8 protein-coding genes are annotated in these 14218 nt (G+C 32.8%); all 8 read left to right on the forward strand.

Translation table 11 applies throughout. From position 1 onward, the window contains the following. Window positions 1–10 precede the first annotated feature (10 nt). Complete coding sequence (locus VOI25_RS14950; RefSeq protein ID WP_323789896.1) at window positions 11–829, forward strand: glycoside hydrolase family 25 protein; 819 nt, start codon at window positions 11–13, stop codon at window positions 827–829. Further along, the gene (locus VOI25_RS14955; RefSeq protein ID WP_323789897.1) at window positions 826–2625 is read left to right on the forward strand and encodes a DUF4157 domain-containing protein; all 1800 of its coding nucleotides are present in this window, start codon (window positions 826–828) and stop codon (window positions 2623–2625) included. Before VOI25_RS14950 ends, VOI25_RS14955 begins: the two co-directional genes overlap by 4 nt. A 66-nt stretch (window positions 2626–2691) precedes the next feature. Then, window positions 2692–4038: a hypothetical protein gene (locus VOI25_RS14960; RefSeq protein WP_323789898.1), complete on the forward strand. Its 1347-nt coding sequence runs from the start codon at window positions 2692–2694 to the stop codon at window positions 4036–4038. A gap of 164 nt (window positions 4039–4202) precedes the next feature. Next, complete coding sequence (locus VOI25_RS14965) at window positions 4203–5264, forward strand: hypothetical protein (RefSeq protein ID WP_323789899.1); 1062 nt, start codon at window positions 4203–4205, stop codon at window positions 5262–5264. Next, entirely contained in the window at window positions 5261–6295 is a 1035-nt protein-coding gene (locus tag VOI25_RS14970; RefSeq protein WP_323789900.1) for an endonuclease, read from the forward strand. Before VOI25_RS14965 ends, VOI25_RS14970 begins: the two co-directional genes overlap by 4 nt. Window positions 6296–6488: 193 nt before the next feature. After that, window positions 6489–9296, forward strand: coding sequence for a triple tyrosine motif-containing protein (locus tag VOI25_RS14975; protein WP_323789901.1), 2808 nt, complete (start codon window positions 6489–6491; stop codon window positions 9294–9296). 235 nt (window positions 9297–9531) lie between these two features. Then, complete coding sequence (locus tag VOI25_RS14980; RefSeq protein WP_323789902.1) at window positions 9532–12732, forward strand: TonB-dependent receptor; 3201 nt, start codon at window positions 9532–9534, stop codon at window positions 12730–12732. Between the two features lie 10 nt (window positions 12733–12742). Further along, window positions 12743–14200 (forward strand): RagB/SusD family nutrient uptake outer membrane protein, encoded by a 1458-nt coding sequence (locus tag VOI25_RS14985; RefSeq protein WP_323789903.1) that lies wholly within the window; start codon window positions 12743–12745, stop codon window positions 14198–14200. Window positions 14201–14218: the final 18 nt, after the last annotated feature.

Raw genomic sequence — 14218 nt, forward strand, 5'->3', positions numbered from 1 at the left:
ATTGAAGTTTATGACTAAAAACAAATTGTTTAAAGGCATTTGGAATCGAATTAAGACTGCAACTAAATGGTTGTTAAAAGGTCTTTTAAGTAAATTGCTAGGTTGCGACAAGAAAAAGAATGGTACAAATTCTTCAAATAGTAATACTGCTCAAGCGACAAGCTTAAGTGATTATGTAAATTCTAATTCTAAAAAGGGATTTTTAACAGGTATTGATATTCACGAAACAAATAATGAAATAAACTGGAAAGAAGTTGAAAAAGCTGGCATTTCATTTGTCTATATTAAAGCAACCGAAGGTATCTATTTTCCACAAAACCACCCGGTTTTTATTAATCAATGGACAAATGTTGCAAAGACCACCATTCTTCGTGGTGCCTATTTTTATTACGTAACAGATAGACTTGAAGATACACCTGAAAAACAAGCAAAAAACTTTATTGATAGTGTTTTAACGGTCCACAAACCAACAGATTTGCCACCAGCTCTTGATATTGAAAAGATAGACTTTTCCAATGTTCATAGAGATCAACTTGAAGATAATCTATTAATATGGCTTGGTTTAGTAGAAAAAGCGTTTGGAAAACAACCTATAATTTATACTAATAGATATTATTATAAAAAAATATTAGCATCAGGAAAGTTAAAGGATTATCCTGTTTGGATTGCCGATCCAGATTCTAAAGAACAACCAGGAGCTTCAAATTGGGTCTTTTGGCAAAATAAATTAGATGCGGTAGTCCCTTTTATAAATGATAAAGTTGATCTTAATCGATTTAAAGGAAACCTGAGTGAATTAAAACAACTTGTAAATCACAATGTGCCATGAAAACTTATAGCAATAAAAGTAAAACTAAAACATCCGTAATACAAAAGAAGGTATCCTCCAAAAGTGTGACTCTTGTTGATAATAGAAATTTTACAAGTATTCAAAGAAAAGTTAATACTACAGGCTTGCCCGATCAATTAAAATCCGGTATTGAAAACCTCTCAGGTATCGACATGAGTGATACAAAAGTTCATTACAATTCAAGTAAACCAGCCCAACTTAATGCGCATGCCTATGCACAAGGCACAGATATTCATTTGGCTTCAGGTCAAGAAAAGCATTTACCACATGAAGCTTGGCATGTCGTTCAGCAAAAACAAGGAAGAGTAAAACCGACCATGCAACTGAAAGGAAAAGTCAATGTTAATGATGATTATGGATTAGAAAAAGAAGCCGATGTAATGGGAGCAAAGGCTTTACGATCAATTAGCTTTATTTCTGGTAAAAGTATTGAGAGAAAACCTATTAATTCTATAGATGGAAATCCAACAATTCAGAGGTTAACTGATCCTCATCATGATTGGGCAAAAATTTTAAATGTATACAATAGATATCACAATGAATATTTGAATTATAATCCATTGGGAGCTCCACCTGGAAACCTTGATAAATGGACAGAAAATGCAGCAATAGTAGAAGCGAGAGAACTAAGTGAATGGCATGGGGTAAAACATCTTTTAACAAAAAACCTAGCAGCTAGTTTTGGTGCTGACAAGACGACTGAACCAGATGTTTTTTCTGCTAAGTCAAATGTAGGTCTTTTTCAACCACAAGCTATTCATCATGCGGTAGAGCATAAATTTGTGTCTGGAGGTCAAGATCAGGTAAATACAAATATTAATACTGCGTTTGAGCAATTGGTTAGAAAAGATAGAGCAAAAAATATAAGAAACTCAGCGACTGCCATAATTACGATTAAAGAACATAGTGGTGCGGCAGATTGGATAAGACAAAGTGACGGGAATCCGTTGAACTGGATCCAAAAGTTAACAAGTAATTTAATAGGCTTCTATTATAAAGAAAAGGGTGTAAGTAAATTTAATAAAGGTTTAGTAAGTACTCATTCAGGTAAACCTCTACCAAAATTCTCCTTAATTGTTCAAATAGAAGGAGAACCTCCAATTTTTTCATGTTCAATAGAAAATGGGAAAATTATTGATGAAATTCGCCCTCATGTTTCTCATAGTGATGCTCCTACTTTTCAAATTGCTGCTTCACAAGGGAAAGAGGGCTTCAATAAGTATGTTGATAAAGCTGGTAAAGACTTTAATGACAAAACAAAAAATATTCCTGATGTGCTTCTTACACATCGCTCAATTGCTCGTGGTAATTTCTATTCTTCTATTGCTAATTCTCATAATATAAGAGCAGATTATTATAACGCCATTGGAGATCACCTCAATTCCTTTATAGCACACAGTGAAGCTAGTAAATTTCATGTTTCAGCGGCAAATAATTATAAAGCTGCTGGTGACGACCAATCTTTTGCTAATTCTGTAGCCCTTTCTGCTACTTCTTCTGCACATTCTTATAGGGCAAATTGGCTACACTCCATAAATATTCAGGATCATAATGCTGCTGTTGCTGCCGTAAATTCTGCTGGTCATTCTCACACAAATGCTGGTAATGCTTATGCTGCAGCTGGTAATTATGCTTCAGCACGTGATGCTCATATTTTAGCACGTGATGCTTTTAATGCAGCAAACAATCCACATGCTGCTCAGACTGCTGCTCAAGCTGTGGCTCAAGCTGATGCGAGGAGTAGAGGGGTTTTCAATATGAATACTAGTATTTAATTTAATGTCTTAAAAATTTAGTGGTATGATAAGACATTTATATCAAATCACATTTAGCAAACAATAATGTACACTTTTGCCAATAAAATAAGTAAAAAAGATAACCAATCAATATTGGCAGCTTCAAATTTGAATCAAAGTTCAAAAGCGTCTGTTTTTCAATTTAAGGACAATCGTCCTGTCTCTATTAAACAATCAAAATTAAAGGATTCTTTCAACTTTTTAAGAGGAGTTTCTGAAAAACAAAAAGAGCAACAAGTTGAATCAATTGCTAAGTCTCCACATTCGATTTCTAGTGACGTTCTTCAACCTCTTTGGACTACAACTACTTTTAGGCAAAATATTGAACAAATTTATGATGCAGGTGGTCATGGTTATGGTCAAAAATTTGCTCATATTTTCTTTGAAAAACAAGTCTATTATGATAACCTAAATTTTAGATCAATTATTAAGTTGTTAAATGCTTATCATGCTAGTGCAGCAGTAGTAGGCAATAATGCTAGAAAAAGCAAACTTTCTCTTCTACATCGTATGGAGCAAGAAGCCTATGATTGGTATGCTCAGAATAAAGCTGTGGCTACAATGCATGGTACAAATCATAGTCCTTATCATAATGTTATTATGGCTTTTTTAAATGATGTTCAAACCGAAAGGAGAGATGTCGTTCGACTAACTGTACATCATGGAGGTGAAATTTGGGTACCAGGAATTAATTCAATGGGACATGCAGAGCAGCAGAGAGTTCAAGCACTTTGGACAAATCTCACAACAAACGCAGGCAAATTACGAGTTGCTCCAGCTAGTAGCGCTCAGCAAAAAGCAGAGATTCATGCTCATTATTTACAGTTAATGTCTGGATCATATGGAAGAAGCTTATTAACAAAAGCTACAACGGGTAAAACAACCCATCCTGGTCATGTTATTACTATTAATCCTCTAATTGGTGGCGAGCCAGCTGCTAAACCATATGATAATCGTGCATCTCATAAACGCCTGCCTATTGGTAATGCAAGACGAGGCCAAACACTTGATCCAACTACGCAAGTTGAACTTACAAAGCAACAATTAAAAACCACACTTCCTGGACCTGGTAGTGGCTCTAGGATTCCTTTTAGAGATGCGCCAGCAATGGGTGATTATTATGCTTTAGGTCATGACTGGGACCCAGTTACTGATACTGGATCAAAAGAACTTATGCCGTCCTTTTTGGTATTAGGCCATGAATTAGGTCATGCTATAAGGCAACAACATGGGGAAAGTACTGTAAGGTTGACTAGCCCTTATCATGCAACTCAAGCAGGAGCAACATGGCACAATTATGAAGAGCATCATGTGATAACGAAAACTGAAAACAAAATCCGTCAAGAGCATAATTTAGGGAAGCGTAAATTACATAGAGGAGTCGATTTGTAATTTATTGTTAATATAAATTTATTTAGCCTTAATTCACAAAACAATAAAATAACTCTTTCTGTTTTATAAAATGGGTGTACTATAATTTAAAATAGCATAGAATTATTACTATATCAAATATCTTCTAAGCGTTATATTTGGAAACTTAATTAGTAACAGATACTTTGAAGAAATCCCTATTTCTTTTTATTTTGATGGTGTGTTCAATTAATGCCTTCTCACAAGTAGGTATAGGTACTGCAACACCAGATCAATCCGCAATATTGGATGTGTCATCTACAACAGGTGGATTTCTTTTACCTCGAATGAATGAGGTGCAACGTGATGCTATTTCAAACCCAGCTATTGGATTACTTATTTATCTTATTGACGGTACTCAACAATGTTTACAAGTTTATAATGGCACGAGTTGGGAAAATATTTATTGTCCAACAGCAAATGAAGTTCCAACGGCAACAAATGTTTTTATAAGTGGTACTCTTAATGTTAGTGAAGTTATAACTGGAACTTATATCTATCAAGATGCAGAATCTGATATTGAGGATGTGTCCTTATATCAATGGTATCGTGCAGATGATGCTTCAGGCACAAATGAAATTGCTATAACAGGTGCGACATCTACAAATTATTCCATTTCGGCTAGTGATGATGGTAAATATTTAAGCTTTGGAATAACACCTATTGCGTCTTCAGGAGCATTAACAGGTTTGGAGGTGAAAAGTAATTATGTTGGTGCAGTAGGAGTTGTAAACTCTAATGCTGTAAGAATTAATGAATTTCATTACGATAATGCAGGCACAGATGTTAATGAGTTTGTTGAAATTAGAATAACAGGAAATTTAGGAAGTCAACCTTCCAATTTATCTCAATACACAGTGGCATTATACAATGGATCAGATCAGACTTCTTATTTAACGGAAACTTTAGACAATCTAATACAAACTTGTGATGCCTCAAATTGCTATTATGTTTGGGAATCGATCGCGATACAAAATGGTGGTCCAGATGGTATAGCAATAAGTGGTCCTTCAGGACTTATAGAATTCTTAAGTTATGAAGGAACGTTTACAGCAAGTAACGGCATTGCCAATGGCGTACTAAGTATTAATGTGGGCGTTTTTGAAACGAGTACAACAAATACAAATGCTGCTATAGAGCGATCCCAAGCTGGTGCTTGGAGTGTTAGTGCAAATGCAAATACTAAAGGTGCTGAAAACAGTCTATGAGAACTATTAGCTTTCTAATACTAGCATTTTTCATATCTAACTCGATTTTTTCTCAAGTGGGTGTGGGTACAGACACACCTGATAATTCATCAGCTCTGGAAGTAGAAAGTACGACATTAGGATTTTTGCCACCTCGAATGAATTCAGCTCAGCGAGATGCTATAAATGTTTCGAATACCTCTAAAGGACTCATTATTTTTAATACAGACTCGAATGTGCTCAATATTTTTGATGGTGTGACTTGGCACGCTATTGTTGATTCTCCAACTGAACAGATTTGCAATACGGCTGTCACATTGAATGAATTCCTAACCTGTTTACAAACTAATTATTCGCCAAGTCAAACTTTGGGATATAGCGTTGCTAGAGATGTTTTATATAGTGCTGTAGATATTGATTTATCTACTCAAGAATTAAAAGGCGTTTATTCTAATTTTACAATTTTAATGGATTATTCAACCGATCCAGATCCTTCAATACATGCTTTTAATTTAGGAATTAATGCTGAACATATTTATCCTCAGAGTATGGGTGCTGGTGATGAACCTGCAAGAAGTGATATGTTTAATCTGTTTCCATCGAGAATAGAGGTGAATTCTGCTAGAGGAAACTGTCCTTTTAATGACATTGTAGATAATGATACTGAATCTTGGTTTTATTTAAATCAGCAATTAAATATTATACCTACTTCAAACATTGATTTTTATACAGAAACTGATCAGGATGCATCATACCCATTGCTTACACCCACACAACAATGTTCATTAGAACCTCAAGAAAGTAAGAAGGGCGACATTGCAAGAGTTGTTTTTTATTTTTACACCATATATAACGCTACCAATGTAAATTCTTATGTGTCTTATGCCAATGAGGACTTTTTTAATTATATGAAATCTACATTATTAACTTGGCATATCAACGATCCTGTTGATCAATTAGAACTTGAGAGAAATACGAAAATTGAATCCTATCAAGGAAATAGTAATCCTTTTGTATTAGATAGTTCTTTGGCACAAAGAATGTTTAATTAAATGGTTAGATTTCATTAAACCACCTAAATTCAAATTATTAAAATTTTAACTCGTATGGTTATAAATTCATAACAAATTCAGTTAAAAAAGGTGTTTTCCAAGCATTAATTACCTTCCTGTATAGGTAAAGTATGGTTTTTTGTATAACATTGAATGACAAAGTATGTTATATAAGAACTATATTTGTTTCACTATGACCACCAATAAGTTAATCCAATCATTTATTATTTTTCTGTGTTCTTGTATGCTATTCGCTCAAGAATTACCTCCTATACAAAGTTTTACAACTCAAATCTATAATGCAGAAAATCAAAATTGGGCTATCTCTCAAGGAAATGACAATCATATTTACGTTGCAAATAATTTAGGACTATTAGAATATAATGGCGCAAAATGGAAATTATATGAGTCACCTAATAAAACTGTTCTTAGGTCTTTAGAGGTTGTTAACGATCGAATTTATTCAGGTGGTTATATGGAATTTGGGTATTGGGAGCGCAATAATCTAGGTATTCTCGAATACACATCCTTATCACAAAAACTTAAAATCAATCTAGTAGAAGACGAACAAATTTGGAAAATCATTTCTTCTGAAGGTTGGGTGCTTTTTCAGTCTTTAAATAGAATTTATATTGTTGATACATCAACACTGTCCCTGAAATTTATAGATTCCGAAACTGAACTATCAAATATGATTGTTTCTGATGATGTTTTTTATTTTCAGAAAAAAGGTATTGGTTTATTTAAAATTATGAATGGTAAATCTGAAATTGTTTCTGATGATCCTATTTTAAAATCTAATAAAGTCATAAATGCATTTCGTCATTTTGATAAATTCATAATTCAAACACAGGAGAAAGGTTTCTTTATTTTAGATTCTAAGGCCTTAAAACAATGGGATATTTCAGCTAATGAGATCTTATTGAAGTCAAATGTATTTAGTAGTCTTAAATTGAAGGATGACTCTTTTGCATTGGGTACCATTTCTAATGGTGTCATTTTTATGTCTCCAGAGGGTGAAGTTAGTTATACAATAAACCAGGATTACGGATTAATTAATAATACAGTTTTATCTATTTTCCAAGATATAAATCATAATATATGGTTAGGTCTCGATAATGGTATTAGCTTTATTGATGTGACTTCTCCTTATAATATATATAAGGATGATAGTGGTAAGTTAGGAACCGTATATGCATCCTTAGCTATAGATGACAAGCTCTATTTAGGAACGAATCAAGGTTTGTTTTATAAGAAAAGAAGTTCTCTTGAGGCGTTTCGTTTTATGGAAGGTACTAATGGTCAAGTTTGGGCTTTAGCGAATATAGATGGTAAAATATTTTGTGGTCATAATAAAGGCACCATAATTATTGAAGATGATATCATAATTAATACCTTAGAGTACGCTATTGGAACTTGGGGTTTTAAGACCATTCCAAATCATCCCAATTTAATTTTACAGGGTAATTATAAAGGACTTAATGTTTTGGCAAAGGTCTATAATCGTTGGGTTTATAGAAATAAAATAGAAGGAATTGATATTTCTAGTCGATTTTTTGAATTTGCAAATGATAGACTTTATGTAAATCATGAATTGAAAGGACTTTTTGAATTAAAAATTGATAGTGACTTTAAAAAAGTAGAGCAGTTAAAGAAAATTGAAAATATTTATAAAGGTGTTGGTTCTAATGCCTTTAATTATAATGGAGAATTGATTTATGTGTCTTCCGAAGGCGCATTTAAGCAAAATAAAAATCAGAAATTTGAATTAGACTCGTCATTTACATCATTGTTTAAACCATTTAAAAATGTAACGACAATGATGAAAATAAATAGCGAGAAAGATATGTTATGGCGCTATGCAGATGATAATATAGCATTTATATCTTATGGAGGAATGAGTGATAAACCAAATTTGAGATTGTTCCCAGTATCTAGTTCTATCAAAAATGTTGTTGCTGGCTTTGAAAATGTTACTAAAATAAGTAGTAATGAGTATTTGGTTGGTAAGTATAATGGCTACCTGATTATAAATGATAATATTGAGCCTCCTAAAAAGGAATTTGAGATCGTAATAAATAATCTAGAAGTTAATGAACTAGATCAGCCAAAAGAGGTCTTAGATCCGTCAGTTAAAGCTACTTTTCCTAACAAAAGAAACAATATAAGTTTCGATTATAGTTTTGCGAATTATGGAGAGATTATTGACAATAAGTACCAGTATCAGTTAGAAGGCTTATCTAATAATTGGTCTGAATGGTCAGAGAATTCATCACACAAATTTGAAAACCTTCCTTTCGGAACCTATACATTTAATGTTCGAGGAAAAGCAGGTAATGTATTAACTACTAATGTAGCCTCGTATACTTTTACTATAAAACGACCAGTATTGCTATCTAATTTGGCTATTGCTTTATATGTGCTTTCAACAATTATATTGCTGTTAATTATACATTATTATTATCGCAAATATTACAGAAACCAACAACGAAAAGTAATAGAGCAGTCAAAGCGAGAGCTTGAAGTTAAAGAATTAGAAAATGCTCAAGAGTTAATGGCTTTAAAGAATAACCAATTAAGATTAGATATCGATAATAAAAACCGTGAGTTAGCAATATCTACAATGAGTTTGATTAAAAAGAATGAGTTTTTAAACAGCATTAAAGATGAACTTAAAAGTGTAAATAAAACAGAAGGTATCAACCCAGTTATTAAAATAATTGATAAAAACCTAAACAATACAGATGATTGGAAATTCTTTGAAGAAGCATTCAACAATGCTGATAAAGATTTCTTGAAAAAAATCAAGGCTAAACATTCGTCTTTAACGCCAAATGATCTAAAACTTTGCGCGTATTTAAGGCTTAATTTGTCTTCTAAAGAGATTGCTCCATTACTAAATATCTCCACTAAAAGTGTCGAGGTAAAACGCTATCGTTTAAGAAAAAAGATGAATTTACCACATGAGTCTAGCTTAACAAATTATATTCTTGAAATATAGCAACTATACGAATGCCGATTTTGCCTATACATTAACACTACAATATGTGTCTAATAACTATTTCGAATTGCAATTACGTATATTTATAATACAATAAACCCCTTGCAAACAGTAGTTTTTTGAGGGTTTCTTAAAATTTAGTGCTTTTTATTGCTATGTATGTTTTTTGTACAGGCATTTTTTATTGATTTCACATACACAAGTGATAATTTTACTACATAACAAACAAATCAATATGACGACAAAAATTTTATCCTTAGTCTTTTTATTATTTACTTCTTTGGCAATAAGTCAAGAGGTCGACATAAGAGGAACAGTAACTGATCAAGTTTCTGGGGATCCTTTACCCGGAGTAAATGTACTTGTAAAAAACACATCTAGAGGAGCTTCAACAGATTTTGATGGTAATTTTGAAATTAAAAATGTACCTATCAATTCGGTTTTAGTTTTCACTTATGTTGGTTTTAAAGATCAAGAGATCATTGTTAAAAATGATGAGCCACTAACCGTAATATTAATAGAAGACGCTGAGTCGTTAGACGAAGTCGTGGTTATTGGTTATGGTTCACAACGTAAAGAATTAGTCACAGGAGCTTATTCTAGTTTAGATTCTGAGAGTATTGTTGAAACTAATCCAACGAGAATCGAAGAAGCTTTAAAAGGTAGTGCTGCTGGTGTCCAAGTAAATGCAAATTCGGGATCTCCTGGTGCAGCTCTTAATATACGAATTAGAGGAATTACTACAAATGGTGATAATTCACCGTTAGTAATAGTCGATGGTGTAAATATTGGAAATGATTTAAGTATCATTGATCCTAATGATATTGAGAAAATGGATATCATTAAAGATGCCAGTTCTGCAATTTATGGTGTACAAGGTGCCAATGGAGTAATACTTATTACAACCAAAACTGGAAAGAAAAACCGTAAAACAAAATTCTCGTATAATTCATATTACACCATTCAAGAAGCAGATAATCAAATAGATTTACTTAACAATTATGAGTATGCCACTTATGTTAATGAAACTGAAGCTGCAGATGGTAATCCATTACCTTATCCAAATTTATCGGCCTTAGATACCAATACAGATTGGCAGGATGAACTATTTAGTAGAGCACCAATGTTTAACCATAACCTAAGTATTACTGGTGGATCTGAAACGACGTCTTACGGATTTAGTGCGAGTTATTTTGCTCAAGATGGTATCATTGCAAGTGATAAATCTAATTATCAAAGATGGACTATCAAAAATAATTTAGGTTTCGATATTTCTGAAAAATTGAAACTGAATACATTTTTATTATATACAAATATTAGAAGTAAAGGCATTCCTGAAGGTGGAAGAGGTTCTGCATTGTACTATGCGTTAAATGCGTCTCCATTAACTCCAGTTTTTGATGCGTCTACACCTTCAAATATTTCAGGAGGTTATGCATACATAGGACAAGAGCAAGGAATAGAAATTATAAATCCACTAGCGCTTATTAATAATACTTTTAATGAAGGCTATGCAGATCGTTTCACTGGTAAATTAGAATTAGAATATAATGTTGTAGAAAATATGAAAGCGACATCTAGGCTTAATTTTAATTATTCAAACTTTGGAGGCAGATCTTATTTCCCGCTTCAATATTATGGTCCTGGAAAAGTAGTAAATAACGTACAGTTAGATCCTGATAATCCTGAAGCTTTTTTAACAGATAGAAATGATGATGGCTCAAGAGATTTATATGGTACTGTTGCTGAAAACACACAACATGCCTTCGATTATACTTGGGAGAATTTTGTTGATTATAGTAAGTCTTTTAATGATAAACATAATTTTAATGTCTTATTAGGAGCATCTATTAGAAGTGAAGTTTATAAAGGATTTTTTGGTTCTGGCCCCTTAAATAGTGGACCAGACACTTGGAATAATGCCTATCTAGGTAACTCAAATTCTATTATACAAGTTGTTGATGATGAAGTAACCTCAAATTTAGTAACATCTTCTGATGGTAGAAATGAAAATAGATGGTATTCATTCTTCGGTCGAATCCAATATGATTATCAAGGTAAGTATGTTTTATCAGCAATGGTAAGACGTGATGCCTCTACAAAATTCGGACCTAATAATAGAGTAGGTAACTTCCCATCTATTTCTGGTGGTTGGGTTGCTTCTAACGAAGATTTTTTCAAAGTTGACATCATTAACAAACTTAAAATTAGAGGAAGTTGGGGAATTACAGGTAATGATAAAATTGGTAATTACAGATGGTTAGGTCTTTTACAAGGAACAACTGGTGAAGCTACCTATCCATTTGATGATTTATTGACATTTGGAAACGCCGTTGGTGCATTGGCTAATCCAGATTTAAGATGGGAAACTAATGAACAGGTGAATATCGGTGTTGATTTAAGCATGTTCAACAATAACTTGAACATAACTGTTGACTATTATAAAAAGACAACTGAAGATTTACTGTTAGTACCAGAAGTTTCGGGACTTTTAGGTTCAACTGCAGGTGGTAGTTCAGCACCTTTTGTAAATGCAGGAACAATCGAAAATAAAGGAATTGATTTAGGTATTAACTATAAGTATGACTTTAATGACAACTTAAATGTTAGTGTTGGCTACACACTTACAAGTATTAAGAACAAAGCGCTAAAAGTTAATAATGCAGCAGGTTTCATTCCTGGAGGTCTTTTTGGATTAAACCAAACAACATCTCGATTCCAAACAGGATTGCCAATAGGTGTCTTTTATGGATTACAAACGGACGGAATCTATCAAAACCAAGCTGAGATTGATGCATTAAATACAGATACTAATAACGATGGAGTTATAAATAACTTAGATGCACCTTATCAATCTGGTGCAAGTCCAGGTGATATAAGATATGTCGATGTAGATGGCGATGGTGTTGTAGAATATGGTAGTAGTGATGATCAAAAGGTAATTGGAAATCCTATTCCAGATTATACAATGGGTTTCAATTTAAATGTAAACTATAAGGATTTTGATTTTGGAACCTCATTATATGCTTCAATAGGTAATGATATTGCTCGTAGTTACGAACGATTTTTAACCTATAGCAATAAACCAAATTTTTATCTAAATAGATGGACAGGAGAAGGAACATCAAATACAGTTCCTAGAGCTTCCAATACTGCTTCTAATAATTATTTGTTTTCAGACTATTTTGTAGAAGATGGTTCTTACTTAAGAATACAAAATGTGCAGTTAGGCTATTCTCTTCCAAGGTCGGTCTCAGAGAAATTAAATCTAGACAAATTTAGAATTTATGTATCAGTAAACAATCTGTACACATTTACTAAATATAGAGGATACAATCCAGATGTTTCAAATGCTAGTCCATTAGGTGCTGGTGTTGATTTAGGACAATATCCACAAGCAAGAACGTTTACAACAGGTATCAATGTTTCATTTTAAATCAAGACACATGAATATTAAAAAAATAACAGCTATAGTATTAATCTTAACATGTATGGCATGTGAAGATTATTTAGAAATATTACCAGAAGGACAAGAGAATACTGAAAATTTCTTCAATTCAAAATCAGATTATGAAGATGCATTAGTAGGTGTTTATGATTTGCTATCTACAACCTTTCTTAATAATATCTTAGGTGAAATCGCGTCAGATAATAGTTTGTGTGGTGGAGAATCACCAACAGATGTACTAGACTGGCAACAAATAGATGATATGACCCATACACCAGACAATGGAGCGTTGCGTAGTATATTTCAGTGGATGTACGCAGGAATTAGTCGTGCCAATTATATTGTTGAATTTCAAGATAAAATAGATTTTGAAGGTAAAGATGAATTGCTTGCTGAAAACCTATTCTTAAGATCGTATTATTATTTCGAATTGGTTAAGTTTTTTGGAGATGTACCATTATATGTTGATGGTCGACTTACAATAGAAGAGTCACAATCAATTGATAGATCGCCTAAAGCTGAAGTGTATGCTCAAATTGAAGCAGATTTATTAGTAGCAATTAATAGTCTTCCTTGGCAACAAGCCCAAAGTGGAAGAGCAACCAAAGGAGCTGCTTTGGCATTACTAGGAAAAATATATTTATATCAAGAGAAATTCCAAGAAGCAGCGATTGCTTTAGATCAGGTTATTAATTCTGGTCAATATCAATTGGTAGAAAATTTTGCAACTATATTTTTAAATTCTAATGAAAACAATATTGAATCTGTTTTTGAGGTACAATATTTCAGTGGTGAAGGAGGAAGTTTCGATTGTTTTCAATGTGTTGAAGGAAATATAGCTGTCGGATTTATGGGGCCAAGATTTATTGGAGGTAATTTTGCTCCATTTACTAAAGGGTTTAGTTTCAATCCTCCAACCGAAGAAATTTACAATGCCTATACTGCAGATGATGTTAGACGAGATGCTACAATATTAAATATGGAAGCATTTGTTATGGAAAGACCAGATGTCACTTTTGGTATTGGTAACCCAATTGATTATACAGGTTATTATAATAAAAAATATATTCCTTATGCAGAATCACAAGAGAATGATCCAAACCTAACACATAGTAATAATTATCGTGCTATTAGATATTCAGATGTTTTATTAATGGCTGCTGAAGCTTTTAATAGAGGCGGACTTGATGATACGAAAGCAAAAAATTATGTCAATTTAGTTAGAAATAGAGCAGGTTTAGATGACATTCAAACTTCTGGAAGTAATTTAACTCAAGATATTTTTAATGAAAGACGATTAGAATTGGCAGGCGAAGGACATCGCTTTTTTGACCAAGTAAGAACTGGTCAAACCAACTCTATACCAAATTTTACTGCAAAAAATGTTTTATTTCCTATTCCTAGAATAGAAATTGAATTAGCAGGAAATAATTGGGAACAAAATACAGGATATTAAAAAATAAAAATTGGAAAA

Origin of the sequence: Psychroserpens sp. (genome assembly GCF_034670085.1) — a bacterium.
GTDB lineage: Bacteria > Bacteroidota > Bacteroidia > Flavobacteriales > Flavobacteriaceae > Psychroserpens.

What these genes read in the sequence shown, in the direction of transcription:
- VOI25_RS14950 (WP_323789896.1), top strand. Translation starts at nt 11, where the DNA reads ATGACTAAAAACAAATTGTTTAAAGGCATTTGGAATCGAATTAAGACT.
- VOI25_RS14955 (WP_323789897.1), top strand. Translation starts at nt 826, where the DNA reads ATGAAAACTTATAGCAATAAAAGTAAAACTAAAACATCCGTAATACAA.
- VOI25_RS14960 (WP_323789898.1), top strand. Translation starts at nt 2,692, where the DNA reads ATGTACACTTTTGCCAATAAAATAAGTAAAAAAGATAACCAATCAATA.
- VOI25_RS14970 (WP_323789900.1), top strand. Translation starts at nt 5,261, where the DNA reads ATGAGAACTATTAGCTTTCTAATACTAGCATTTTTCATATCTAACTCG.
- VOI25_RS14975 (WP_323789901.1), top strand. Translation starts at nt 6,489, where the DNA reads ATGACCACCAATAAGTTAATCCAATCATTTATTATTTTTCTGTGTTCT.
- VOI25_RS14980 (WP_323789902.1), top strand. Translation starts at nt 9,532, where the DNA reads ATGACGACAAAAATTTTATCCTTAGTCTTTTTATTATTTACTTCTTTG.
- VOI25_RS14985 (WP_323789903.1), top strand. Translation starts at nt 12,743, where the DNA reads ATGAATATTAAAAAAATAACAGCTATAGTATTAATCTTAACATGTATG.